Genomic DNA, 25,748 nt, shown 5'->3' on the forward strand with positions numbered 1-25,748 from the left:
AACGGATTGATAATTTCGTGACAGTGTAAACGTGTAATCTCTAGACTTTAACTGGAGAACTCACCGTGAAAAAACTGATATTTGCTGGCTACAAAGCATACTATGCAAGCGTAAGCACTATGCTTCCTAAAATTGCTTCGTCGCAAGCATTAAAGCTTCTATTCACCGTGAGAAAACCTTCGTCACCACCATCATGCCTACCTGTTGCGCCAGAAAAGATTTTACTTAAGTCGAGCAATGCGCATTTATCAATATGGAAAGGAAATAGTAATAAGACAGCGCTTCTTATTCATGGGTGGAATGGCGATTTAACACAGTTTACTCGTATCTTTGATGCGCTTAGAGAACGAGAGTATACCATCTATGGTATACACCCTAGGGCGCATGGGCCAAGCCGGTACACTATGTCTCATCCCGGCTTTTTTATTGAAGCAGTAACAGAAGCTTCCGTTTGGCTTGGCAAAAACTTTGATATCGCCATAGGCCACTCTATGGGAGCCGGTGCGTTAGGCTGCGTATCAAGCACTGTTAACATAGCAAAATCTTTAGTACTCATTTCGAGTCCAGCTTCCTTTCTTGATGTAATCAGTCGTTTCGCAAGTGCGTTGTCTCTAAGAGGACGGGCCAAACCCTTATTTCATGAAGACGTTGAAAACTACGTAGGGCTTGGATTTGAAGCGCTTGAAGTTCATCAGTTGCTTGGTCGTTCAAATATACCCAGCTTATTGGTGCATGACGTAGCCGATAAGCAAGTACCGTTTTCTGATGCTAAGAAGCTGTTTGACGCTAATGACAACGCACATTTACTTCCTATGCAGAATACCGGGCATACTAAAATACTCGGTGATGCTAAAACGGTCAGCCAGATTTTTAAATGGGTAGACAAGCAAGCGTCTCAAACCGAAGCTGACGTTGCCTAAAGTGCGTCGGCTTGATATGCCTTGCGCACCGCATTAGGGCTTTTACCAATAATTTTTTTAAAAGCCCGCGAAAATGCGGCTTCAGATTGATAACCAATATCCAATGCAATGGCAAGCATAGAATCTTTTGATAGCTGCAGCTTAGAATAGGCTAAGGACATTCGCCATTCTGTAAGGTATTCCATGGGTGTATTACCCACCAGCCGCTTAAATTGCTGAGCAAAACTGGTTCTCGACATCCCCACTTTTTGAGCAAGTTCTTCAAGCGACCAATGATAGTCTGGGCTATCGTGGATTAATGTTAGGGCTTGGCCAATACGATCATCCTCAAGCGCTCCTAACCAACCCATCTGCTCCGCATCTAACTGACTTAAATGTTGCCGCATGGCCGTAATAACCAATATGTCTGCTAGACGCGCAATTACCGCCTCTGCACCAATGCCAACGCCACTTGTTTCTGCCTCAAGCAGTTGACTGATATTAGTGACCACACTGGTAGGAGACTGCTTTTCTTCTAGCAGTTCTCTACGAATAAGAATGAAAGAGGGAAGCACACCAAGCAGTTTAATCGCCAAGGGATGTTGGAAAAGCAACACGCCACACACCATGTCTGTTGACTGCCCGCCACCGCCAAAACTTAACGTTTCAAAACGCTCGGTTACGGCTTTTATAGGCAATTCACTTAAAGGCGTAAAGAAAGTGCACGTACCATCGTTAAGCCGGTGCCCCTCACCTTTAGGGAATAAGATAAAGTCGCCTTCATTTAATACTACGCTAGTTGTGCCAATGTGAAATACCGCACTACCCTTTACGACCATATGAAACATCATACAGTTGTGCATGGGCGGCATGCTTAATGCCCACGGCACTGTTAGTGTCGACTGCGTGAAAAAGGCGCTTTCCATCCGTAAGCTATCCAATAACTTACCAATAGGTTCGTCGCGAATGGGCGTCTCAACACGAGCTTTGTAGTCAAACCCCATAAATATGTACCACCCAATTCATCTGCTATACCTTGCAATTTAGCATAGCATTAAAGCGACAATAAAAACCCAGATATCACACCTGAAATCGTTCTAACGTGATTCCACTTAACCCATCGCGTTAAATACTCAGCCCAAACGCTAGCGACATGTTCGCTACCAGCATCTTTTAGCTTGTTGTTAAGCGGCACATTAAACAGCATTGTCACAACTGTAGTACCGATAAAGAATACCAAGCCCGATAGCGCTTGAAATCCGGTATGAAACCAAAAGAAATAAACACCTGCCGCGCCAGACACGGAAAACAAAAACAGAAACAAGGGATTCAAAATAACGGCGTTAATACCATTCATTACCTCAGCACCATTGTGATGCGTGGCAAGTACGCGCATTACGGTATTGCTGAAAATAAAATACAACCCCACCATAATGATCATCGATAGTTGAAGCAGTGCTTCAACTATCGACAACAAAGTAACCGCTTCAAACGTATCAATCATGATGATCACCAAAATACGCTATATTGTCGGCCACAAAATCACTGAAACACTTTGCTGGGCGACCTAATGCACGCTGAACACCATCAGCAATAAATTCGTTTCGACCATCTAGCACCTCTGTAAATAGATAAGACAGCATCTCAATGGCACTCGGGTCGACCTGATGCGACTTTAAACCCTGTACAAAATCGGTGAGCGAGATTTGTTGAAAGTGAATGGGCCGATTGAGCACAGAAGAAAAGGTATGCGCGAGTTGCTCAAAGCTAAGCAATTGTGGGCCCGTTACTTCGTATAGCTCACCATTGTGCTTATCATCAGTCAGTGAGGCGACAACGACTTCACAAATGTCGTCCACATCTACAAATGGCTCGGTAACGCTGCCAACGGGTAACGCAATAGTGCCCGCTTTAATATAAGCGTTAAACATACCCTCGCTGAAATTCTGATTAAACCAACTGGCTCTTACAATGGTATTGCTCAATCCCGATTGCTGCACTATTTCTTCACACACTTGCGCAGCGGGTTCGCCTCTTCCTGACAAAAGCGTGATGTGCTTAACGCCTTTTATCTTGGCAAGCGCACAAAACTTTGCAATATCGTCGGGTGCTTGGGGAACAGCTAAGTCAGGATAGTAAGTAAGGTAAACGGCATCAACATCGCGCAATGAAGCTGCCCACGTTTCAGGCGCTTGCCAATCGAAATGAACTTCGCCATTTCGACTGGCTCCCTTCACGTTAAAGCCATTATCTTTTAACGTGTTATACACACGAGAACCTGTTTTACCAGACGCGCCAATAACGAGAAATGAATGTGTGTTGTGATGCATGTGTTTTCACCTATTTGGTTACAGTAAAAACACTATAGCCACACCAGCACGTTCATTTTTTGCACAGCGTATGCAATTTTATGCTAATCGTTCGAACTTTGCTGAAACGCGCGATCAAAAATAACGTGAGCGTCGTCAAGTGCCAGTAATTGTGATATCTCGCCACCATTTGCTACATAATCAGTTGCCAATTGAAACCCTACCCAATACCCCATGTCTAAAGGTATTTCGCCAACTGATGGTAACGTGGGAGACAATGTATAAAGCCAAGGCGCATAATTAAAGGTATCCATACTTTTAATGAACGTATTCATTAGCGCCGCTTTATTTGCTTCGCCAAATGCGGCTCGCTTATCATCCAACACAAAAGTCTCTTCCAATAGCAGAGTCGCCACATAATCGGCACTACCTTCCAAAAGCGCCATCTCTAGCAAATTAAAACGAAAATCTGTTCGCTTAGTAAGGCGATATTGCGTTACATGCACAAGTTCGTGTGCCAAATAATTCTTAAAGGTAAGTGAGATGTCGCCCGCACTTTGTTTATCACAAATCATTTCAAGCCCAAGTACCACTGCATGTGGTGAAGCGGTTGCAGCGGTGTTACCCGCACCAACAACACCAAACGCCTTAACATCTTCAAGAGGAACCCCCGTTAACTTGGTTAGCTGTTTCTTAAAATCAGAAAACGCGGGCGTGAGCTCTGCTAGCGAAGATGCACATTGTGTATAGCGTGCAATGTCTTCTTTTGTCAGTGTGGTGTAATAGTGCATAAGTGCTTCTGGTGATTGAAAGCGCCCACTAAGCACTGCCAATCCGCCTGCATCTTTTGCAATAAATTGCGCTTCAAACTCTGAAGCCGTCATTTCAGTTACATTAATAGTGTTTAGTGTTTCAACCGCTGATACATCAATAGTGGCATGAACATTTGCAGAAAATTGCAGCCCCATACCCAGCATAAAACCGCTCAACAACTTCTTCATATTAAAACTCCGCAGATTACAATTTAGCCCGTCGAAAATTGTATCGCGTTTAAAAAGCATTAAATTTACCCAGCGTTCAAAGCGCATTGCAGGGCGTTTAACCTTTGATATAGGCATTCAGCAATCGTCATTTTTTGAAACATCTTTAACATTGCTGACTTATGTTGCTCCCGCTACACTGAAACCATAGGTTTTCGAAGCGATCGCTATGGAATTACAATACTTACAACTTGCCGTTCTACTTACGTGTTTGGGATTAATGATTGCTCAACTGTTGGTCAAACGTAAGTGCGCTAGTCATATTCTTTTTGCAGTTTTTTGTGGCTCTGTAGCGATGTCCCTCGCTAAAAATTTATCTGGTAATGTCATTGGACCCTATCAATACCTAATTGGCATGGCAGCATGCGTTACCTGTAATGGTTACTGGCTGTTGTCTCGCACTTTATTCAGAAAAAATAATGCCATCGCGTTACCACACTTGCTGTTCGCTGGCGCTATCGCGCTTTTGATCATGGTTAACCAAGGCTACTTGTATGCTAGCAATAGTGGCTTAATAAGCTCAGATAACCTCGCCGTATTCAGCTACATTTTGAAAGAGTTAACCACCTTGCTATCTTCGGCCATATTAGTACTGTCATTTTGGGAAGGCTTACGAGGCTTTTCAAAGGTCAATAAAACGGAAAAAGCACAACGCCTGTTGTTTCTCACAACATTTGGGGGCGCTGTCGCTAGCAGTAAAGTGCTACAAGGGATACTCGTTGATTCGCCAGAAGCTAAAGACTTAGCTGTTGCAAGTATAATTCTGATTGTGGTGCTGAGCACACAACTTCAATTATTGTGGCTAGCGCGTTGCCGTAAAGCGGTGAGCAATAGTATGTCTACTTCAAAACGCGATCCTGAGACAAATAGTTTAAGTGATTCGTTATCTCAGCTTGTAACACCCCATAATCAACAAGCAAAGTCTCAGGTCGAGCCCACATGCGTAGCTGATGAAAGTGTGTTAGCCAAGCAAGTCAGCTCGCTATTCACAGATGAAGCTTTATTCTTACAACCAAACTTAAAAATAGCAGATATTGCGCAAAAGCTTGGAGTACCAGAATACCGAGTTAGTAATGCACTTCGTTATAACTTGGCAGCACGCAACTTTAACCAATATGTAAATGCACTTCGCATCAAGCATGCACAAGTATTACTGGCCGATGAAGACAAGAAAAAATGGACTGTGTTGGTGGTGGGCCTTGAGAGCGGCTTCGCTTCTGTAGGGCCATTTACCCGTGCATTTAAAGCCGCAACCGGTGTTACCCCCAATCAATATCGACAACAATTATTCCATGCAAAGTCAATTTAACGTTTTTTCGTAGGCCGAATTTCGAAATCGGCGAGAACTCGTCTTTTTTAAACAGCACACTTCACTTACCGTTTATAGATAAGGAATAACGATGAGTGAATCAATTGCAGAAAAAACTGCTTGGGCCTTACCCAATGCCAAAAAGGCGCTAAATTTAAGTATAAAAAGCTGGTTTGTGGTAGCCCTTTGCGGTCAATGGGCCTTCGCTTTTTACATACTGACTATTTACACCTTAACCGCGCTTTATGATTTAGCGGTAACCGACTTTAGCCCCTCCCCCAACTTAAAAGAGGCAACTGGGCACGTTTTGATAATTTTTTTCCTGCATGTACTGCCAGCTATTTACTTGTCAGCGTTTGGAATACTGCAGTTAATTCCCAAACTTCGAAGCGCATACCCACGTTTTCACCGTATCAATGGCAGACTATTTTTGCTATTCGGGTTAACTGGGGCACTTACTGGTTTATATTTGCAATGGTCAAAAGGGTGGCAAACTAACACTGCCGCATCGTTGGGCATTACTCTAAATGGACTGCTTATTGTGGTTGGAGCGCTACTAGCGTGGCGCTTTGCTGTGCAAAAACGGTTTGACCTACATCAGCGTGCAGCTATACATACCTTCTTTCTGGTGAATGGCGTTTGGACATTCAGGCTCTACCTGATGGGATGGTACCTGGTGAACCAAGGGCCTAATGGCAATACTCCAAATATAGACGGACCTATGGATATATTTTTGTCTTTTGCATGCTATTTGTTACCCATGCTATTTGCTGAAATGGTGTTTTGGGCTCAAAAACAGCAAAGCGAATTGAAAACATGGGTATGCACTTTTGCCACCGCCTTTGGCACACTCATCACGCTTATTGGTGTAATCGCCGCCGTTATGATGATGTGGAGCCCAAGAATAGTTAACCTGTTCAACGCTGTATAGAAACATCGCTAGGGTGAACGCGCTATATTGAGGTACTGCATGAATTTGTGTTTTCCCTAGCCACAGAAATACACTACTATTCGCCGTCAGAAATAAAGAAGAACTGCAGAACATGACAGACACACTCAAAATAGAAGACACTGTGATTGGCGAAGGCAACGAAGTTAAAAAGGGCGCGCTGATTACTGCGCACTATCGCGGTTTATTAGAAGATGGAAGCGAGTTTGATTCTTCCTATGCGAAAGGTCGTCCATTTCAAACCGTATTATCGAAAAATAAAGTTATCCAAGGTTGGTTTTTGGGTATACAAGGCATGAAAGTGGGTGGAAAGCGTAAGTTATGGGTTCCCGCAGAGCTTGCCTACGGTGAAAGACAGGTGGGAAAAATTCCACCTAACAGTAACCTATACTTTGAAATTGAGCTGCTAGAAGCATTTAATAGAGACGACTAACCGCAACCACTTTACTTTGGTACATATTCGAGACCCTCATGGCACTTAAAGCGACCATATTTAAAGCAGACATATCAATTACTGATATGGACCGCAATTACTATAATGATCATAACCTTACTATTGCGCGTCACCCATCAGAAAACGACGAGCGCATGATGCTGCGTATAATTGCATTTATCGTCAATGCACACGAAAGACTTCAATTCACAAAAGGGTTATCCGATGATGATGTGCCCGACCTCTGGCAAAAGAGTTTCAGTGACGAAATTGAGCTTTGGATTGAACTAGGCCAGCCTTCTGAACAGCGTATCAAAAAAGGCTGCAATCAAAGTCAGCAAATGATGATTTACTCTTACGCAGATAACAGTTTTGATGCGTGGTGGAAAAAAGAGCAAAGCAAATTGCAGACAAGAAAAAACCTATCTGTTTTTACACTTCCAGAAGCACTATCGACAACACTTGCAAATGCGGTTCAGCGTTCGATGCAAATTCAAGTCACCATTCAAGATGGTCAAATGTGGCTAACCATTGAAGGTGCAGAGGTGACAGAAAGCGTAGAAATTGCCATTGAGAAACACCTGTAATGAAAAAGCTTTCAGCCGTTCAACTAAAACAACAAGCCCTCATTTTCGATGTAGCAGATACGTTAGAAGCACAAGGTCGCGAAGAGCTCGACGGCATGGTGCAGTGCTGGTTCGACGTGCAGTATCATCAGTTTCCGGGGTCGTTACTACTTCGCTTTCAGTTTGAAGATGAAAGCGCATTGATAGCTGCTGCAGATGAAGAAAAGAAATGGCAAAAACGCCTAAGTGCGGCGCTGTTAAAGAAAGGCGTTGTGTTTAAAGACAAATGCAAACATCTGATTTTCACTACACAAGCTCCTCAGTAATAGCGTTAAGAAAAACGGAAACACCAATAAGAATATGAATGCATCAAGTAAACTAGAATTTGACGACATTCATTTTGTTGTGTCGCACAACGGTGTTTCTGCAACGTTGAACCCGCTAAGCTTCAAATTGTTACGCGTACTGTCTGATGCTAATGGCGAAATTGTCTCAGTAAAAACGTTATTAGACACTGTATGGGAAAAGCAAAATGTTAGCCCAGAAACACTAAAACAAAGAGTATTTGTTTTGCGAAAAGCCCTCAATGATGCCTTTGTATCAGGCATTGTCATTCAAGCGGTACGCGGTGAAGGGTATCGCTTGATAATAGAAAAGATCACTGAGGCTGACACGTCACCATTATCAACTGAACCACTCTTCTCTGGTAATGTTGAGACCAAATATTTTCTGCGCTTTCGTTCGACGCCGTTGCTGCTATTCTTTGTATTCCTGATCATTCTAATAGCAGCATTGATTGGATTTCGAGAAGTGGGCCACTCTGGCAATAAGGTGATAGCTAACAACCGAATAGCACTATGGAGTAATGTTACTCCAAGTGACATGACAAAAAACGCTAAAGCAGCGTATGCGCGTTGGAACAACATGCTTAGTCAATCAAACGATGGCAAAACCTTGCAGTTGGTAAAATCTAATCAACAAGAGGAAATTCCACTGTCTCTTCAAGCAAGAAAAGACCGCATTGCATTAGTTAGTTTTTTTGAAACAATCGAAATGGGGGAACAAAGCTTAATAACGCTAAGTATCATTGAGCCCGCTACTGCCACAATATTACGTTCAGATACTATACAAGATGGTTCAGAGTCTGATGTCAGAGAACTGTTTGAGTCTCACAAGAGTGGTATCAAAGCATTAGTTTCATCGCAAAAACTGTACTTAAATAAGCAACAGAGAGATTTCGCCAACGACCCTATATGGGTTGAATTACGTGCGCTTGCTAACCCGAGATAACGCAAAATAACTAAACATAACCAAAGATAACTCGCCAATTATTGTCCGTCAGTGCTCAATGGCAAAAAAGGAGCACATTATGACAATAAAACCATTTATCTTAGCCTCAACCATATTGTTAGCATCGGCCACTGCAGCGCCACAACTTGGTACGTTAAAACCACAAATAAACCAAGAGTACCAAGACCAACTTAACACTATTCTCGACAGCTTAAGAGAGGTAACTGGCGTTCCCGGATTTTCAGTTTCGGTAGTGCACGAAGGCGTTTTAGTTGGTTCAGCCACGAGTGGCTATGCTGACTTTCAATCACAGACCCCAGTTAACCGAAATACTCTATTTCGACTAGCGAGTGTGTCTAAGATTGTCGGTGCAACCATGTTGGGCGAGCTGGTAACTCAAGGTAAATTGTCTGCGGATACCAGCATTGGTGATTTCTACCCCGAACTCAACACCAAATATCACGACATAACGCTGCGTGAATTGATGTCGCACACGTCTGGTATGCCACACTATCAGACAAAGGATTACGATATATATGACAAACATTATACAAGCGCTATTCAGGCTCTTGAAACACTGAAAGAAAGAGACTTATTGACGCGACCAGGCTACGAATACCATTATTCAACGCACGGTTTCACATTGGCCGGAGCTATACTCGAAAAAGTGGTTTCAACACCACTACCTCTTGCCCTAGAGCAATTTAATCAGCGCTGGACTGGTGCGGCGACACCTGTAGCAGAAGACGTTAGGCATCTAGCACCTAATACATCAAGCCTTTATGAGATAACGTCTAATGGCTCAAGAGTTATCAAACGTGGCGAAAAGTCATACAGTATTCTGGGTGCTGGCATGCTAGCCACATCTGACGATCTCGCCCAATTTGGCTACAGAGTACTCGAAAAAACATATCGTAATAGTCTTCTTGAAAGCCTACTGTTTACACCCGCAAAAACAAAAAATGGTACAAACGTGACATATCGAGATTTTGACGTTGGATTTGGTTGGCGCATTGGCAACGATATGCATGATCGAAAAGTATATCATCACGCAGGGGCAACACCAGGTGCGCGTTCAATACTAGTCATTTATCCCGAACATAGTTTAAGTATTGCATTTTTATCCAACAGCAGTTGGGTATCATCAATTGACAAACTGGCTTTCGCTCTTGCAAGCCTATATTTGGACAAAGCCAAGGCAATAGATTATTCAGCCATTAATTTTCGCGTGAAATATGGCGACGATTTTTTCATTGGCAGTACTGATTGCCATAAAAACAAATGCGCGCTGACAGACGGTAAAACCGAATATTCAAAGTGGCTTAATACCTTCAACAAAGGCGCCACATCGATATCAAGTTGGCCAATCTTTAGCTACTTGGTTAAAGGTAGCCAAAGACTCTTGATGATTAACAAAGTGGGCATTACATCATTTGATTTACGAAACGGCGTATTTGAAACAAGCATAGGTAAAGCAAAAGACTACAAAATCGAGATAAAGCCTGCTGGGCAGTACAATGAATTGTAATGGGAACGCGGTAAAGGACTACCGCGCTACTCACAGCCCGACAATACCACTGAGTTCGACGTAATAGTTAATGGCGCAACACGCAATAGCGTATTAATTCCAAGAATGTTATTCCCTTTGGGCAAAACCGCTACCTCAACTGGGCCTACTTCACACGTATCGCCGATGCGCACCGAGTTTAGTTGATACTGAGAAACCGTTAATATTTTGCCATTGGCCATCCTGGCGGCAGAGGTGCGCGTGGCGGTGAGTTTTTGATCTCGGGTTAAGGCATCAAAGGTCGCTTGGTTAAGCGTAACTAAGCTAGAACCGGTATCCAGCAAAAAAGACGTTTTGAATTTCGACTCCAATGTTGCTTCTAAGTAGAGTGTGCCTCCTGAGCTTTGTGACAACGGAACGTTGTGTTCAATGGCTAAGACGGGTGCCGTTAAAGCGCATAATGAGAATAACAAAACCGAAAAAAAACGCTTCACTGGCAGGCCCCAATATTGGCAATGGTTCACATGAACAGCAAGATAAAGACCAAAACAGTAATTGGTTGATTTAACGACGTCTTCTCACGCCTTTCACCTTTCTCTGCACAACCTTTGTGCAAAAACACATTAACGTTGCACCTTTTACGTACAACTAAACGTATAAGTAAGGGTTAGACGCTATGTTGTCTGTGATTAGTAAATCAATGTTTACAAAATTTACTGATAGCTATTAACTATCGCCAATCATCATTGTTTAGCGCTTATTCGTTCATACAATGTAGAAAGTTAGGAGTGTTAATACGAGGACAGGACATGAAATTACGCTATTTACTAGGATCGCTATTTACTGCTACAACATTAAGTATCACAGCACTTTCAGTACAAGCAACACCGTCGGCAAACGCCGAAACAGTCGACGTACAAGTTGTAGACTACTCGGGCAAACCACCATTTAAGCGCCGCGTAGTTAGCTTATCGGTTAATGATGTGGCACAGCTTGAATCTGTGGGCCAAGAAGCCATTGAATACGTTGAAGTAAAAGAAGTGATTATGCGCGGCAAACCGCCTTATCGCCGCACAACAAAAATGATGCCCGTATATGATGTGGCGCAGCTAGAAGTATTAGATGAACAACCTAATACGCAAAAACGTGGTACACGCCCACCGTTTAAGCGCAATAACTAAACATCGATAGTAACGCATTGCCTGTAATTACAAGAATTACAGGCAATGTCTTTCGTTCAGTTAGCCTTTATTAGGTACAATCAGGTACTTCTCACCTGTTTTCTTAGCATTATACAAAGCCACATTTTCTGGCTGTAACGCTTCTTCAAGTGAAAGCTCTTTTGAATAAGACGACGCAAAGGTGGTGTTAATTTCCATTGCCACTTTTTGATACAACTCGCCCACACGCTTTTTATCAAGCTTGCCAAGGAAGCGCATAAGCAACCAACCGCCTATTCCCCATGTCATGCCATAAGCACGATTTAAAATAGTGGGTGAGAAGTCTAGACCACCGTAGATATAGACTTGCTTGTTGCTGTCAGAGCCATAGGTATTAAACCCTTTCGCATCTTTACTGCCCGACGCTTCCATCATAGTAAGAATATCGCTTACCAATTCGCCGCCGCCGATAGCATCGAAGGCAAGCGTAGCGCCCGTGCTATCAATTGCTTGATAAAGTTCTGCTTTGAAATTCTCGCTTGAAGAGTCAAGTACAATTTTAGCGCCAATAGCTTTTAGAATGTCGACTTGCTGCTGACTTCTCACAATGTTGACCAGCTCAACACCTTGCTCTAAACAAATCTTGTTAAGCATTTGCCCTAGGTTCGAAGCCGCTGCGGTATGCACTAACGCCTTGTGCCCTTCCATACGCATGGTTTCTACCATACCTAAAGCAGTTAACGGGTTAACAAATGATGACGCAGCCTGTTGTGCCGTAGTGCCATCTAAGTGAGGTAAACACGCTTGCACAGGCACGCATGCGTGCTCGGTGTACGCAGCACCTGTCAAAATTGACACGGTTTTACCCATTAACGCTTGCGCTTCTGGGCTATCACCCGCTGCGACTACCGTTCCAGCCCCTTCATTGCCGATGGGTAAGGTTTGATCAAGTCTCGACTTGATACGTGCGAGCAGTGGCTTATGTACGGGGGCAACGAGTGCATTCTTACTTTCGTCAAATGTTGCTTTGTCTAAGCTAGCCGGCCCAAACATTGGCCACATGTCAGAAGGATTGATTGGAGATGCTTCCATACGAACAATGACTTCGTGTGGCTTAGGTTGTGGTACCTCAACCTCTTTTAAAGAAACCGTAAGTTCACCTTCAGATGAGATATGCGTAAATAACTGTTTAGATGTAGTCATAGTGATTCATTCGCCATAATAGTTAGTCGCTAAGTGTAGCTATAACCTAACATGCCGCCACTATCAGTGTTATTTATATTGCGAATATATATGGGTAGCCATGATTTATAAAACAAAACCAGAAACGCGATATTAAGGTTGTCACACAACCCACGGCATTGTAGAAAACACAATAGTAAATAGGCACAAACTAATTTATAGTGAAACTTCGATGTTGTGCGGCTTAGATAATTGAAAAGGACATCATGGAAAACGCCAAAAAAGGAGAGCTTGTCATTGTCGGCACCGGCATTAGTGTAGCCGGCCAAATGACATTAGCAACCAAAAGCCACATAGAAAATGCCGACATTGTGTTTATGGGCATCATGAACAAAGTGGGCGAGCATGCTGTTAGAAAGCTCAATGCAAACAGCATTTCACTAGACGACCTTTACGAAGAAGGTAAGTCTCGCGCACTTACCTACAAACAAATGACTGACCGCATCGTACAAGCGGTAATTGATGGACAAAAAGTATGTGCAGCCTTTTACGGTCACGCTGGTGTGTTCGTCACTCCTTCACACGATGCCATCAATCAAGTACGTGAGTTAGGCTACAGCGCAACTATGCTGCCTGGTGTGTCTGCAGAAGACTGCCTTATTGCAGATTTGGGCATAGACCCTTCAAAATTTGGCTGCCAGTCTTACGAGGCCACACAATTTCTATTTCGCGATTATCGTATCGACCCGCACATGACCCAAATTATTTGGCAAATTGGATTGGTGGGTGAAGCCTCATTAAGCGTACTTGACGCTACACATAATCGTCCTGGTCTTGCGCTATTAACTGAAATACTGCTTGAACATTACCCAGACGATCACGAACTCATTATTTACGAAGCCCCTACTCTTCCAATCAGCGAGCCCGTAATTCAAAAAGTGACGCTTAGCAATTTGATTAATGCCGAAACGACTTTAGTTTCCACCTTAGTGATCCCATCGCTAGGCTTGCCAGCCTATCGCCAAGATAGATTGTCCAAGCTTGGTTTAACAGAGCAACAAGTAGTAAGTTTCAGAAACCCAACCTCCATTACTGAAGGAAATTGATATGGCCAAAACACTAGAAGATTTTTTAGTTGAGTTAGACACCAACAGCGAGCTACTAGAAGCCTATAAAAAAGATCCTGTGGCGACCGCAACTAAATACGGCTTGTCTGAAGAGGACGTACAATTGTTTAAAGACAAAAACTGGGAAGAAATAGAGAAGCGTTTTACCGATGAAAACAAAGCGCCACGCGTAGTTCATTATTAACAAACTCGTTGTAAGCAAGTATGCGTTACCTGTTTCTCATTGCAACCATCACCCTATTTTGGGTGATGGTGCCTGCGTTTGCCTACCAAACGCAGCAGGGTAACGCATACGTCGCCACTAGCTTAATTGATGGGCTTAAAGAACGTATACAAAAAGGCGACCCTACCGTTGACGAAACATTTCAAACCCTCGACAACTTTTTTGCTTCAAACTCAGATGACTATGAAAAAGCGCGTTTCTTAAATTTACGATCGTACCAATTCATTTTAAAGCAAGACTACATAAGCGCATATGAAGTAATACTTCAGGCCCGCGAACTTGCTGAATCAAGCGACAATACGCTTGCCTTCGCCGAGTCGTACCGATTAGAAGGGCTAATACTCGACTTTTCTGGCGAACACGCCAGTTCTATTGAGGCCTTTAATCGAGCACTCGCGCTGTATAACGAAATGCAGAGCGACCGCGTTTTGTTTGTGTATAGTTCAATGGGCAATGTGTACTCGTCGTTAAAGGATTACGAGCAAATACTTGCCTTTGCCAAAAAGTACCAACAAACGGCACAGCGCTTATACAGTCAAAAAGACGAAGGCGTGGCCTACTTTTTTCAAGGGTATGCGCAAAGTAAAATGGGCATGTACAAAGAGGCACAAGTTAGCCTGCTATTGGCAGAAGAGTTACTCAGTGACATTCAGTACCCTTTTATCGGTATTGTTTACAGTGCCATGGCTGACTTGCACATTGCACAGAACAACCTAAGCGAAGCGCTTAAAAAGCTTAACGAAGCCGCCGAGGCTGACCGCAAGGTGGCTTTTCGTTACAACGAAGGCGCCTATATTCTTCAGCTTGCAGAAATCTATGAACGACGCGGTGAAATAGAACTGGCGATAGCTGAGCTAAATGCTGGGCTAAATTCAGATGCTATCCAAAACGATAAGTCACTATTGCTAGGTGCGCTTGAACAGCTTATTTCACTTTCTAAATCGAACAGTGACTATCGTGCGGCATTAGATTATGCCGAGCAATACAGGCAAGTGTATGAGCAAAGCTTTAATGAACAGCAATCTCGCTCACTAGCGCTTAATCGAATTCGCTTAGCAATCTCAGAAAAAGAAGAAACAATAAAACTGCTGGAAAAAGACAACTTATTAAAAGAACAGCGCAATCTTATTCAGCAAAAGCAGAACACCTATCAACTTTACTTCATTGCTATTGTGTTCTTTTTCTTGCTGTTAGTCATTGGCCTATGGTTACGCACGCGACACCAAAGAAAAGCGCTCAATACCGTTACTCTTGATTTACAAAAAGCCACTGAAGCTAAGTCTGACTTTCTTGCCCGCATGAGCCACGAAATACGCACACCGCTAAATGCAATTATAGGCCTAACTAAGCTTTCTCAGCGTGCTGCTGAAAATGAAGAACAGCAAACTAACCTTATTCAAATAGAATCAGCGTCGCATACCTTGCTTGGCGTGATTAACGACATTCTAGACTTTTCCAAGATTGAAGCAGGAAAACTGACAATTGAGTCGACGCAATTCAACTTAGATACCTTGGTGAATCAAACCATACGACTGCATTTGGGGCGCGCAAATGAACACCATATTGAGCTAATCCAATATATTGCCAGAGATGTGCCTTTACACCTGATTGGCGATCCATTGCGCATTCAGCAGATACTGAGCAACTTGGTCAGCAATGCGCTCAAGTTTACCGAAGAGGGTCTCATATCGGTGAGTGTAAGGTGTAAGCAGGCAGACGATGATATTCAGCTAGAGTTTGAAGTGAAAGACACGGGTATTGGATTAAGCAGCCAACAAAAAGCCAAGCTGTTTAAACCGTTTAATCAAGGCGATGAATCGATTTCTCGTCGCTATGGTGGCACCGGATTAGGGCTTGCAATATGCCAACAACTTGCCGCATTGATGGACGGGGAAATTTGGGTAGAAAGTCAGCTGGGTAAAGGTTCAAGCTTTTACTTCACCGTACAGGTTAAGCGTGACCCCGCCAAACAACTAGTATCACCCTCTAAGCAACTATCTGCTCTTAAAGTACTAATTGCCGATGACGTTAGTTTGTCTAGACGCGCCATTACCGAGGCGTTATCGAGTGCCAATATACAATCAGATACAGCAACTGGTGGGCAAGAAGCCATTGCCATGTTGCGTGAGGCGGTGTCGCAAAACGCCCCCTATGATGTAATGATTTTAGATTGGAAGATGCCCGATATCGACGGCTTAGAAGTGGCTGCAATAATGAAGCAGGAGCTCTCAAACAAAATACCCAAAGTGATTATGTTGTCGGCGTTTGATTCGCCTCGAATGCGCGAACAGGCAAGACAACTTGGGATCCATACCTTTATCAAAAAACCGCTAGGTACTAGTGAGCTCATAGACAGATTACAAGAACTTTGCTTAAACATGCCTGCGCGCACTCTCGCCACAGATGAATTTGCGATACCTGATTTTAGCAACAAAAAGATTCTGTTTGCCGAAGATAACGCACTAAACCAAAAAGTAACGTTAGGGCTGCTTGCCGATACTAATGCGAATGTGAAAGTGGCAAGTAATGGCTTAGAAGCGGTTAATATTCTTCGCGAAGATTCAACCTACGACGCGGTATTGATGGATATTCAAATGCCAGTTATGGATGGATTAGCGGCAACTCAAGTAATACGAAAAGAGCTCAACTTATCGCTGCCAGTAATTGCGATGACCGCACATGCAATGCAGCAAGACATCGAAAAAAGCTACAATGCAGGTATGAATGAACACATCAACAAGCCTATTGAGCCGAAGACGTTTTTCGATGTCTTGAGCAAGGCGATGAAGGTTAACACAGTGCGCCAAGCACCTGATAACGCTAGTGACAATGCGGTTCAGTCTGCCATTTCTTTCAAGCAAAGCACCCTTTCAGTTATTGATAAGCCAAGAGCTATGCGTAAGCTTCGAGGTAACGAGCTGCTGTATAACGAGTTACTTAAAGACTTTATTGGGTTACAAGGCGAGCTTGATTCACTGCGCAAAGCAATTGATGAAAACGACTACGCCACAATTTCACGTGTTGCCCACATTTACATTACTGCGCTTAGGTATATTGGCGCCTTTGCATTGGCCGAGCTAACCAGTGCTGTTGAACTAACCATAGTGCAAAATGAACACAAAACCACTAAGGGTTTTAGTGAGCAATTAAACGTGCTTTATAATGAAATTGCTAAGATGAAAGTAAGAATAGAAGCCCAAATTGGGGCTAGCTAGTTCATAGAGTTTTGGCCCATAGAAAATTAGCTCATAGCGTCGATATGCTTAAGAATACTTCCGAAGGCGCGACTTCCCACATTCTGCACTTGCTTATCAAAATAGAGGCTACCTAACAGAAAAATAGAGATATGCCCTACTGAGCGCCAGGTGACATGGGTTTTATCACCTCTTTCTTCAAGCGTGATTTCGCCTAACTCGTGATCGTACGGCAGCGGCTTAGATTTAATAACTTTGTATCCCAGTTTGTAGGGCGGATCGAAAGCCACAATCTCTTCATGTAAATTGGCCCCACCGGCAACAATTTCGCGCACCGCACCTAAGCCATTTTTCTCATGTTTGCCTTCAATAAGCAGTGTCGACTTATCTACACCTTTAAACTGAGCGTAATTAGCATGGTCACTTAAAATGGCAAACACCTCGGCAATGGGCTTATTAATGGTGCGCACTACATGAATTGAAAACATTCGTTACCTACATCTACTTCAACCGTAATTTACTGCCTGTAATCGTACTCTACATTTGACCGAACGATTATTTCAATAAGTAATGTATTGCGATAGGTGAAATTGTGTGACCTATTTAAAAGGGTGGACGAACAGGAAGCCTGCTTAACAAGCTAATTCTGACTAGTTTAACGGTGAGTAACTGGTACACTAATAAAAAAAGCGGTGACTTATACACCACGACCATAAGCTATCAGCAGTCTGGACGAAGTGTGTTCTGTGATGATCATAAGGAATTTGTCATGACATACAAAGTAGCAATCGCCATTTCAGGTGCCGTCTCGCTAGGTTCTTACGAAGCTGGCACCATGTATGAAATAATCAACGCCATAAAACTGCACAACGAATCTAATCCTTCCGACCAGCACATTAAAATTGATGTAATGACAGGCGCAAGTGCGGGCGGCATGACCGCAGCGCTAACGGCCCAAAAGCTGCTATACGAAAGCTATTCGCTAACCGAGCCACTCACTAACGTTGGCTATTTGGCATGGGTAAAAAAGGTACACATCGATGGCTTGCTTACAGCGCATGATAACGACAATGAAAACACCTCTATTCTTTCTTCAGGCTTTGTTGATTCAATAGCGCGCAACTTGATTTTAGGTCGCTACGAAAGTGCCGCCACACCTACTAAAGCTCCTCATCCGGCAAGCGCCGATACCATAAAGCTTGGCCTGGCATTGTCTAACTTAAACGGTGTGGACTACGCCAGAGACATTTTTACCGCTACCCACGACGGGCTTACTGGTGGCAAATTTGTTGAAACCCGTCATCAAGACAGATTGACCATAACACTTGGCGAGAACGACGATAATCAAAACACCTGGCAAACCATAGCCGACACATCACGTGCGTGCGGTGCATTTCCGTTTGCTTTTTCACCGGTTGCGCTGTTTAGACGGTTTGAAGAGCCCGATTATCAAGGGCGTGGTGCAGAGGATTTCTCATCAGTTAAGCCCGATGGCAAGTTTACCTATATTGATGGCGGTGCATTTAATAACTATCCGTTAGGTATGGCAAGAGAGCTCGCAAAGTCTAACGACAACGACCCGCTGGATTACGCTAAGCGTTTTTATTTTTACATCTCACCTAGTGCAAAAGCGTCCACAATGGATTTAACGCTTGATGCCGAGTCACCTGATTTCAACATGATGAGCGTTGCTAGCAGTGCCGCAAAAGGAATTTTTGCCCAAAGTCGTTTTCAAGACTGGTTGATGACCGACAAGATAAATCACAAGGTTGAGTTACTGGATGAACGGGCCAAACAAATAGTAGATATTGTAACGTCCTCTACCAAAACGGCGGTAAAGCGATTAGCACAAACATCAAAAGAGCTATGCCAAGAAATATACAAAGATACTACTGATAACGACGAGCAACTTAATGATGCCATAGCGCGCTTAACGCTTCAGTACAAAGAAGACTTTGCAGACTATGACAATGCGACGCAAGAAGAAAAAGACGCGTGGATTTACAGTATTGCACTGCTAGAAAAGTCGGCAGGATTAAACGACTTTGACATTATGAACGTGTATACCATTACTGCCAAACCAGAAGATTTGGCCAGCGAAAAAGTAATGTCGTTCATGGGCTTCTTTGAAGAGCGGTTTCGTCACCACGATTACATGAGAGGCAGACTTAACGCGACCAATGTCATTTTGCACATACTCGAAAGCCGCCAAAACGCCCAAAAAGCCAAAGACCACCTACCACTTAATGTAGACAGCGCCTTTTACAAGACTCAAAAGAAGGCGCTAGAAGATATTCTTAACGACACCAAACTGGGTAATGTAACACCAAGAAACGCAGCAAAAGCCGCTCGAGAGCGTGTATATGAAAGAGTGAAAGATAGATACTATGGCCTTGCCAAGCAAATGGGCATGAGCTGGGTATTACGTGTGGGTTTATATAATTTCTATATCAAGAAGCGTTTGCGGGGATATTTGGAGTTGTAGTGGTGGAAAAAGGTTAATTGGTAGTAATTTGCGAGTAAGCATTGGTAGCTGATGTTTGGACTAGTATAGCCATTAGCTACTCAGATTCTTATCAACCATTGGGGAAAATTGGCTATTTTTCATCTGTTAGCGCTAGTTGAGTTTATCGAACTATCAAAATCTTTTCGAATTCGGCTATTTGAACTAATGACTTCGTTTTTTTAGTCGTGGAACGTGGCAACAATTGAGATCAAAATCTAGGAAATATTGTTTCTATTGGCAAAAAATGGCGATATATTGTACAGTCTAAAAATTAAACAAAAATTATCACTTTAAAGGCTAAAAGCCTGATATCCATTAACATCTAAACGGTGAAATATTGTCGTTAAAGTAAGCTGAAATACTACGCTGCTCGGTTGCGGCGCAAAGGACTGTTGATGCAACGTTTAGCCACATTCAATAGAACAAAAAAACAAGCTGTAGTTTTGGTTCATGGTATGGGCGAACAGCGTCCCATGGAAAGTATCCGTTCATTCGTAAGTAACATTTGGAAGCTCGACCCTTTCCTTGAGGAGCCTCATTTTTGGAACAAGCCTAGCTCAGTTAGCACTTCATTCGAACAACGTAGAATTACAACCAATACACCAATTAACAAAGAGAACAACAAGCATACGCAACGAGTTGACTTTTACGAATACTATTGGGCGCATCACACTGTTGGAACAAAGTGGGAGCATTTTACTGGCTGGTTAGTAGCATTAATGTTTCGACATCCCTCCAGTTATCGTGAGCACTCAACATCCTTGCTGAAGCTTTATTACTTGCTTTGGTCGCTTTTCGCTATGGGAATATTAGTGGCTATTGCTTGGTGTACTATCTCTGATTTTGAATCTTGGCTCCCCACCTTTCTAACAACTGCACTTAGTGCCATATGGATATTCCTGTTAGGGCTTGCGAAAAAATTTTTTACCAACTATTTCGGTGATGTCGCTCGTTATGTTCAGGCAAAGCCAATTAATATAAAAGTTCGCCAGGATATTCGCAAAGGTGGAGTTGAGCTGATTGAGCGGATTCATCGAACTGGTGATTACGACCGTGTTATTTTAGTAGGCCATAGTCTAGGCTCGATTGTAGCGTATGATCTGCTAACCCATCTCTGGGCGCGAGCAAATAAGTTCAAGACAAGCGATGAAAAAGGTAGTGTTCCAACACCTTTGAGCGAACACGCAAAAGATTTAATTGAGCAACTAAGCCAGAAAGTAGAAAAACAAGAATTTAGCAAAGAATCACAGACGCACTACTGGCAACTACAGCGAGACTTATTTAATGAGCTTAAGGCAAATTCTCCAGATAACAACTGGCTAATCTCAGATTTTGTCACTTTAGGTAGTCCACTTACCTATGCGGATATATTGATGTTTCGCAACAATGAAGACTTTATAAAGCGCAAGTTAGACCGCGAAACCCCGACTTCCCCCCCTGTGACTGAAAAAGGCAAGTGGTACTACAGTGATAACCAAGGAGAATTTTTGCACCACGGCGCTGTTTTTGCTCATGTGAAATGGACAAATATTTATATGCCCCACGAAAACTTTTACAAGGGTGATTTTATTTCAGGTCCAGTTAGTCGAAACTTTAGTTACATACACATCGACAACAATTCCGCTTTAATGACGCCTCCTCGAGATATTTGCAGAACCCCTATTGAAGAGATCAAGCTAGACTACAGAGAAATTAAGAATGGGTTTACTCATACATCATATTGGACAGAAACAGTTATTAGCTCAACATCAAAAAACATAAACCTAATTGCACTGAGAAAGGCATTAGGACTGTATTAATCAAGAGTTTCAAGGGAGTGAGTTCAATGACAACACATATAAGAAAGTCATCTTCTTTATTGACCACTTTATTAGCAACAATATTAGTAGGTTGCAGCATTTCACCTGAGCATCATGTTCGTACTGGCGCTGATCCGAGATATCAAGACAAAAATGTCGCTTTCCAAACGACCTACTACTTTCGTGTGTTCGACTACTGTTCACAAAATGGTCAAAATAATAACAATGGTAAATATCCTTCATCAGGTGGCTTATACAGATTTAAAATGACTGGAAAAGCTAACACTTGGGCGAACGATATTAAGTTCGAATCGGGTATTTTAAAAAGCTGGGAATTAGATCCACTCGGAGCAAATGTAGTTTTCGATGAGAACATTGGCCGTCATCGCTTTGTCTCGGAAAACGAGACTCAGAATGAAGCTGCCAGAGAGCAAGCATGGGCTGATTACACTAAGCTCAAATCTGAGTATTTAAAGCTAGCGGGCGAACATCAGGGTTTTGTTGAGACAAAAAATGCGCTTAGTTCAAAACTGCATAACACTATTCTCAGTGAGGGGAATGTTATAGCAAAAGACGGTCTATCGTCAGTCATTGATGACCAGTTTGAAGCTCACGGAGCAGAGTTAGAGAAGATCAATACAAGCGTCCAAAACAGTTTAAAAACAGCGATTGAAGTTTCGCTTGAAAACTTGAAAAAAGAAAACAAAGAAAAATTAAATCCCGCCTTATACTCATTAGGTTTAACTTGGTTGAAAGATTTAATTAAAGCGAAATTAGTTAAGAAAATCGAAGAGCATGTAACACCAAACTTGCCAGACGACCTATTTAGCGATCAAGATAATAGCCAAACTAAGTGGAACATGCTCATTGGCCAACTCGAAGGAAAGCAAATTGACTTTACTGGTACTAACAAGAATGAGCTTATAAAAAAACTAGCTTTGGTTTACAGCCAATCAAAAAGTGCCAGTAATATTTCTACTGCAATATTAGACTCTAACGGGACACAGATTAAAATTGCTGACAAGCTTTCCGAATTGTTTATCGAGGAGGTAAAGGACTTTGAACTAAAAGGGATAACAACCGGGACAACGGAAATCTTTTCGCATTTTAAAAGTAAAACCCAATTAATAAACAATCCGGAACAGCCTGACCAACTCACCTACAAGATGTTAGACGCAGAGCTCAAAATCGAAATAAAAACAAAGCTTACGAAATATATAAACGACTTATTTGCTACACAAACACAGTTTTTATTACTTACGGACAATTTACCCAAACAAGAATCTATTGAATTTGAAAGCGACTCAAGTCTGAGTGGCATCTTGGCACTTGCAAATGAATCATCCATCAGAACTGCACTGGCTGAATTCACGAAGCTCGCAATAGGTAATGCTGTATCAAACGCCTACTTCGAACCAACCAGCCAGCTTTCTGAAATACTTACTACCCTAAAGTCAGCGATGGCTAAAAAGCTTGCACTTGCTACAGGTTTGCCGATATTAAGCAATAGCGAGAGTGATTCACAACTAGCTTCAACACTTATAGGTGATAAACCAATTGATTGTGACATTAACCAAAGACGTGGTTTTCAAATTCTCGGTCCGGAGGGCTGGCGCACATTTAATCAGGACGAACGTCTTACAATTGCTATGTCCGCTGATAACAAACCTATCACTCAAACTTTAAAAGCACTTTCTAAGCAAGTTCTTAATGCGCAAACCAATAATGAAAGCGAGAGTAATATTTTGCCAATAATGCACGCTGAATTACGTTTAGGCAAAGCAATTAACACATTGAACTTGAATAAGGCGAAGATACTTAGCGCTTCTAAAAAAGCAAAATACACGGAGCTTTGTGAACTCAGCAGGTCGGTGGTAGCCCAGCTAAATTCCAACGCTGCAGATGTTTCTGACACATCGTTTAAATGTGAGGAGGGCGAGTGATGCGTAGATTAACTTTAGTAAAAAGGGCAATGTTTTTATTACTATCACTTCTTAGTATCACGTACATTTTTGTATTTGAAGCCAAGGCTGAAAGTTCGATGCGAATTGAAGTTGAAGTGTACGACGGCCCATTAAGTAAAACATTGGACATACAGAAAGCAGAATTGATAGGTACGCTTAACCTTAGCTCACATGTAACAGAAAATATGATAAGAGCAATTCACCTTAGCGAATGTCGATTAGGGTGTTTTGGCACCAGCGCAGCGGGTATAAATGGAGACCTTCTAAAACAGTGCTCTCCTTCGACTTTTGAGGATAGTCAGCTAATTACCCCTGACATTCTGCAAAGTTTGTCGGAACTAAAAAAACGTACATCGAGCGAAATCACATCGGATAGTGCCTCACCTGATAAAGTTCTCTATGCACAATATAACGAAGACTTCACTAAAATGCTTGCCACGATATTGCCCCGCAAAAAAAATAGACGTCTTTCTATATTAGAACTCGATAGTGAACCACCATATGATCAAGACATTCATGACCTTTTTAACCTAGATTTTCTCGACTATCACGATAGTTTTGTCATACCTACGAAAAATGAGGATGCCGTTCATCAAGTATGTCCTCAGTTGTTTGATGTAAAACACAACCTCTTAAATGTTCTAGCGTATATGCACAAGTCTTTGAATTTTGACACTAGCAAATCCATGCTTCAGTGTCGTAGATATTTATTAGATACAGACACCAATAACACCCCCAAAGCCCAAGAATGCCTCACAAAGATGGCAAACTTGGGACAATTACTTTCACAAGGTGCGGAGCATTGGGCAACCACACAAGTAGCAGTGTTACCTAACTCAAGGCGAGCACGTATAGAAATAGCGAGAGCCGCAATTATTGCGGCTGAACTTGGTAGTGAGATTACTGCTCGTGCCGATGCTATTGCTCGTCAACAGAAAGGTGAGAGCGCTTATGAACTTATGCCCACTAGTTTTTATCTTCGCGACTCAGAAGCAACAGATTATCTAAATCTCTTTGAATGGCTCGATGCGACTCCTAGAAAAGACAAGAAATGGCCAACCAAAAGCAGGACTCGCATGATTGAACGCCTTATTAACGATAATAATTGGTCAATGGTGAACACAGCTTTTGCTCGCGGAGATGGCAAAACAAGTATGGTTTTTGTAAAAGATGATATCGGCAACTGGAATTTGAAAAGCTACGACAATGATCCTAGTGATATGCTCAATAACTATCAAAAAATCGGAACAAACCTACTAAATAGTGCGGCAAAACTAGCCAAAGGTGTATCAGGCGGGGAAGACATATTAATCAATTTAGCCGGTATTAAAAACAGTACAGAGGAAGCACAGGGCCTTTTATTCGGCAACGCTTCGAATAGCGGCTCCAGCGGTCTTTCTGAGAATCTTGAGTCAGAAGTAAGATCCAGAATTACAGCAACTTATCATAAATATGCAGCGCTTATAAAAGCAGCTGACAATCGTAAACTCACACTCTCGAAGCAAGTCCGAGAAGTTGATGAGTTGCTCGAATCCAAAATCAAAGAATTTGAAGAATACTCAACTCAAAAGCAAGAACGTGAAAACTCAATTGCTGTAAGCCAAAGCGAATTAAGACAAAAGCAAATTGAACTTAAAGAGATACAAAGTCTCTTAGCTAAGGAAGATCCAAAGACTCTACAAACGTTGGGCAATTACAATCAAATCAGCGAGAGTATCATCCAATATAAGAGTGATATTTTAAGCCAAACGGAAGAACTGGACTCATTTATTGTCAACAACAGCGAAAAAGAACAACAGCTATTGGAGCTAAAAGAAAGGAAGCAACATTTAAGCGAGGAGCAGCAGAGCAATGAAAATACAATAGAAAGATTACCCTTCGAGGCCGTTGCTGTCATTGAACAAATATTACAAATGCACCAACTGAATATAACAGCAATAAAAAATAGTTTCGTTGAAGCAAAAGTAGAGTAAAGCCGACAAATTGAAACCTCACAATGTATTTGATAACTCGAATGGAGAGCCATAAATGTGAAGCTCTATATCAAAGGATGTTTATTTTTTGAAGCTTTTAAGAAATTAGGAGAAGTCTACAAAAGCATAAATACCTTGACTCATCTACTAGTATCATTCCTGAAAAAGCTTATCGTATTGGTTTACCTAAAACGCATTACATAGTCGAGTTATTTCCAAAACTGTATAAAGCGGAACAGGAATAAATTATCTGCAATATCCTTATATCATCTCATTGTCCTATTAGATGTCTGATAACAAATTTTTGTTACGACCTAA

The 25,748-nt window shown here is 42.3% G+C and carries 23 protein-coding genes; 16 read left to right on the top strand and 7 right to left on the bottom strand.

Annotated elements, in window-relative coordinates; translation table 11 throughout:
• Positions 1-65 precede the first annotated feature (65 nt).
• Positions 66-920: an alpha/beta hydrolase gene (locus tag JN178_RS14505; protein ID WP_202262163.1), complete on the top strand. Its 855-nt coding sequence runs from the start codon at positions 66-68 to the stop codon at positions 918-920.
• Here the strand turns inward: JN178_RS14505 and JN178_RS14510 are convergent.
• The 4 genes from JN178_RS14510 to JN178_RS14525 form a co-directional block, all read right to left on the bottom strand.
• Positions 917-1,903, bottom strand: coding sequence for an AraC family transcriptional regulator (locus JN178_RS14510; protein WP_202262164.1), 987 nt, complete (start codon positions 1,901-1,903; stop codon positions 917-919). The two genes, JN178_RS14505 and JN178_RS14510, sit on opposite strands and share 4 nt — an antisense overlap.
• Before the next feature lie 50 nt (positions 1,904-1,953).
• Positions 1,954-2,403, bottom strand: a complete 450-nt coding sequence (locus JN178_RS14515) for an anthrone oxygenase family protein (protein ID WP_202262165.1) — start codon at positions 2,401-2,403, stop codon at positions 1,954-1,956.
• Positions 2,396-3,229, bottom strand: coding sequence for an NmrA family NAD(P)-binding protein (locus JN178_RS14520; protein ID WP_202262166.1), 834 nt, complete (start codon positions 3,227-3,229; stop codon positions 2,396-2,398). Before JN178_RS14520 ends, JN178_RS14515 begins: the two co-directional genes overlap by 8 nt.
• Positions 3,230-3,312: 83 nt before the next feature.
• Positions 3,313-4,209: a DUF2268 domain-containing putative Zn-dependent protease gene (locus JN178_RS14525; protein WP_202262167.1), complete on the bottom strand. Its 897-nt coding sequence runs from the start codon at positions 4,207-4,209 to the stop codon at positions 3,313-3,315.
• 208 nt (positions 4,210-4,417) lie between these two features.
• Between JN178_RS14525 and JN178_RS14530 the strand changes: the two genes are divergently transcribed.
• From JN178_RS14530 to JN178_RS14560, 7 genes are all read left to right on the top strand, one after another.
• Entirely contained in the window at positions 4,418-5,557 is a 1,140-nt protein-coding gene (locus tag JN178_RS14530) for a helix-turn-helix domain-containing protein (RefSeq protein WP_202262168.1), read from the top strand.
• Between the two features lie 91 nt (positions 5,558-5,648).
• Positions 5,649-6,488, top strand: a complete 840-nt coding sequence (locus JN178_RS14535) for a DUF2306 domain-containing protein (protein ID WP_202262169.1) — start codon at positions 5,649-5,651, stop codon at positions 6,486-6,488.
• A 112-nt stretch (positions 6,489-6,600) separates the two neighbouring features.
• Positions 6,601-6,939 (top strand): FKBP-type peptidyl-prolyl cis-trans isomerase, encoded by a 339-nt coding sequence (locus tag JN178_RS14540; RefSeq protein ID WP_159626918.1) that lies wholly within the window; start codon positions 6,601-6,603, stop codon positions 6,937-6,939.
• Between the two features lie 38 nt (positions 6,940-6,977).
• Complete coding sequence (locus JN178_RS14545; protein WP_202262170.1) at positions 6,978-7,526, top strand: YaeQ family protein; 549 nt, start codon at positions 6,978-6,980, stop codon at positions 7,524-7,526.
• The gene (locus JN178_RS14550) at positions 7,526-7,831 is read left to right on the top strand and encodes a hypothetical protein (protein WP_202262171.1); all 306 of its coding nucleotides are present in this window, start codon (positions 7,526-7,528) and stop codon (positions 7,829-7,831) included. The genes JN178_RS14545 and JN178_RS14550 overlap by 1 nt, the downstream gene beginning before the upstream one ends.
• A gap of 34 nt (positions 7,832-7,865) precedes the next feature.
• Positions 7,866-8,795: a winged helix-turn-helix domain-containing protein gene (locus JN178_RS14555; RefSeq protein WP_202262172.1), complete on the top strand. Its 930-nt coding sequence runs from the start codon at positions 7,866-7,868 to the stop codon at positions 8,793-8,795.
• 79 nt (positions 8,796-8,874) lie between these two features.
• Positions 8,875-10,323: a serine hydrolase domain-containing protein gene (locus JN178_RS14560; protein WP_202262173.1), complete on the top strand. Its 1,449-nt coding sequence runs from the start codon at positions 8,875-8,877 to the stop codon at positions 10,321-10,323.
• Positions 10,324-10,349: 26 nt separating this feature from the next.
• Here JN178_RS14560 and JN178_RS14565 read toward each other — a convergent pair whose 3' ends face one another.
• The gene (locus tag JN178_RS14565) at positions 10,350-10,796 is read right to left on the bottom strand and encodes a retropepsin-like aspartic protease family protein (RefSeq protein ID WP_232369577.1); all 447 of its coding nucleotides are present in this window, start codon (positions 10,794-10,796) and stop codon (positions 10,350-10,352) included.
• 315 nt (positions 10,797-11,111) lie between these two features.
• On the opposite strand from JN178_RS14565, the gene JN178_RS14570 reads away from it, so the two are divergent.
• Positions 11,112-11,483, top strand: a complete 372-nt coding sequence (locus tag JN178_RS14570; protein WP_202262174.1) for a hypothetical protein — start codon at positions 11,112-11,114, stop codon at positions 11,481-11,483.
• A 60-nt stretch (positions 11,484-11,543) separates the two neighbouring features.
• Here the strand turns inward: JN178_RS14570 and JN178_RS14575 are convergent, their stop codons facing one another.
• Complete coding sequence (locus JN178_RS14575; protein ID WP_159626914.1) at positions 11,544-12,665, bottom strand: zinc-binding dehydrogenase; 1,122 nt, start codon at positions 12,663-12,665, stop codon at positions 11,544-11,546.
• Positions 12,666-12,910: 245 nt separating this feature from the next.
• On the opposite strand from JN178_RS14575, the gene JN178_RS14580 reads away from it, so the two are divergent.
• The 3 genes from JN178_RS14580 to JN178_RS14590 are packed head-to-tail and all read left to right on the top strand — an operon-like array spanning position 12,911 to position 17,209.
• Entirely contained in the window at positions 12,911-13,750 is an 840-nt protein-coding gene (locus tag JN178_RS14580) for an SAM-dependent methyltransferase (RefSeq protein ID WP_202262175.1), read from the top strand.
• 1 nt (position 13,751) lies between these two features.
• A complete protein-coding gene (locus tag JN178_RS14585; protein ID WP_202262176.1) occupies positions 13,752-13,955 on the top strand; it encodes a hypothetical protein in 204 nt (67 codons plus the stop codon).
• Positions 13,956-13,975: 20 nt separating this feature from the next.
• Positions 13,976-17,209, top strand: a complete 3,234-nt coding sequence (locus tag JN178_RS14590; RefSeq protein WP_232369578.1) for a tetratricopeptide repeat-containing hybrid sensor histidine kinase/response regulator — start codon at positions 13,976-13,978, stop codon at positions 17,207-17,209.
• A gap of 26 nt (positions 17,210-17,235) precedes the next feature.
• Here JN178_RS14590 and JN178_RS14595 read toward each other — a convergent pair whose 3' ends face one another.
• Complete coding sequence (locus JN178_RS14595) at positions 17,236-17,676, bottom strand: SRPBCC family protein (protein WP_202262177.1); 441 nt, start codon at positions 17,674-17,676, stop codon at positions 17,236-17,238.
• 281 nt (positions 17,677-17,957) lie between these two features.
• On the opposite strand from JN178_RS14595, the gene JN178_RS14600 reads away from it, so the two are divergent.
• From JN178_RS14600 to JN178_RS14615, 4 genes are all read left to right on the top strand, one after another.
• A complete protein-coding gene (locus JN178_RS14600) occupies positions 17,958-19,673 on the top strand; it encodes a patatin-like phospholipase family protein (RefSeq protein ID WP_202262178.1) in 1,716 nt (571 codons plus the stop codon).
• Positions 19,674-20,089: 416 nt separating this feature from the next.
• Positions 20,090-21,493, top strand: a complete 1,404-nt coding sequence (locus JN178_RS14605; protein WP_202262179.1) for a hypothetical protein — start codon at positions 20,090-20,092, stop codon at positions 21,491-21,493.
• 26 nt (positions 21,494-21,519) lie between these two features.
• Entirely contained in the window at positions 21,520-23,436 is a 1,917-nt protein-coding gene (locus JN178_RS14610; RefSeq protein WP_202262180.1) for a hypothetical protein, read from the top strand.
• Positions 23,436-25,430 (top strand): hypothetical protein, encoded by a 1,995-nt coding sequence (locus JN178_RS14615; protein WP_202262181.1) that lies wholly within the window; start codon positions 23,436-23,438, stop codon positions 25,428-25,430. Before JN178_RS14610 ends, JN178_RS14615 begins: the two co-directional genes overlap by 1 nt.
• The last annotated feature ends 318 nt before the right edge of the window (positions 25,431-25,748 follow it).

This window comes from Alteromonas sp. KC3 (assembly GCF_016756315.1).
Taxonomy (GTDB): Bacteria; Pseudomonadota; Gammaproteobacteria; order Enterobacterales; family Alteromonadaceae; genus Alteromonas.

Coding starts and splice junctions, on each gene's coding strand:
- JN178_RS14605 (WP_202262179.1), top strand. CDS start 20,090: ATGCAACGTTTAGCCACATTCAATAGAACAAAAAAACAAGCTGTAGTT.
- JN178_RS14600 (WP_202262178.1), top strand. CDS start 17,958: ATGACATACAAAGTAGCAATCGCCATTTCAGGTGCCGTCTCGCTAGGT.
- JN178_RS14545 (WP_202262170.1), top strand. CDS start 6,978: ATGGCACTTAAAGCGACCATATTTAAAGCAGACATATCAATTACTGAT.
- JN178_RS14595 (WP_202262177.1), bottom strand. CDS start 17,676: ATGTTTTCAATTCATGTAGTGCGCACCATTAATAAGCCCATTGCCGAG.
- JN178_RS14580 (WP_202262175.1), top strand. CDS start 12,911: ATGGAAAACGCCAAAAAAGGAGAGCTTGTCATTGTCGGCACCGGCATT.
- JN178_RS14515 (WP_202262165.1), bottom strand. CDS start 2,403: ATGATTGATACGTTTGAAGCGGTTACTTTGTTGTCGATAGTTGAAGCA.
- JN178_RS14570 (WP_202262174.1), top strand. CDS start 11,112: ATGAAATTACGCTATTTACTAGGATCGCTATTTACTGCTACAACATTA.
- JN178_RS14550 (WP_202262171.1), top strand. CDS start 7,526: ATGAAAAAGCTTTCAGCCGTTCAACTAAAACAACAAGCCCTCATTTTC.
- JN178_RS14530 (WP_202262168.1), top strand. CDS start 4,418: ATGGAATTACAATACTTACAACTTGCCGTTCTACTTACGTGTTTGGGA.
- JN178_RS14560 (WP_202262173.1), top strand. CDS start 8,875: ATGACAATAAAACCATTTATCTTAGCCTCAACCATATTGTTAGCATCG.
- JN178_RS14590 (WP_232369578.1), top strand. CDS start 13,976: ATGCGTTACCTGTTTCTCATTGCAACCATCACCCTATTTTGGGTGATG.
- JN178_RS14615 (WP_202262181.1), top strand. CDS start 23,436: ATGCGTAGATTAACTTTAGTAAAAAGGGCAATGTTTTTATTACTATCA.
- JN178_RS14510 (WP_202262164.1), bottom strand. CDS start 1,903: ATGGGGTTTGACTACAAAGCTCGTGTTGAGACGCCCATTCGCGACGAA.
- JN178_RS14585 (WP_202262176.1), top strand. CDS start 13,752: ATGGCCAAAACACTAGAAGATTTTTTAGTTGAGTTAGACACCAACAGC.
- JN178_RS14555 (WP_202262172.1), top strand. CDS start 7,866: ATGAATGCATCAAGTAAACTAGAATTTGACGACATTCATTTTGTTGTG.
- JN178_RS14540 (WP_159626918.1), top strand. CDS start 6,601: ATGACAGACACACTCAAAATAGAAGACACTGTGATTGGCGAAGGCAAC.
- JN178_RS14520 (WP_202262166.1), bottom strand. CDS start 3,229: ATGCATCACAACACACATTCATTTCTCGTTATTGGCGCGTCTGGTAAA.
- JN178_RS14525 (WP_202262167.1), bottom strand. CDS start 4,209: ATGAAGAAGTTGTTGAGCGGTTTTATGCTGGGTATGGGGCTGCAATTT.
- JN178_RS14575 (WP_159626914.1), bottom strand. CDS start 12,665: ATGACTACATCTAAACAGTTATTTACGCATATCTCATCTGAAGGTGAA.
- JN178_RS14610 (WP_202262180.1), top strand. CDS start 21,520: ATGACAACACATATAAGAAAGTCATCTTCTTTATTGACCACTTTATTA.
- JN178_RS14535 (WP_202262169.1), top strand. CDS start 5,649: ATGAGTGAATCAATTGCAGAAAAAACTGCTTGGGCCTTACCCAATGCC.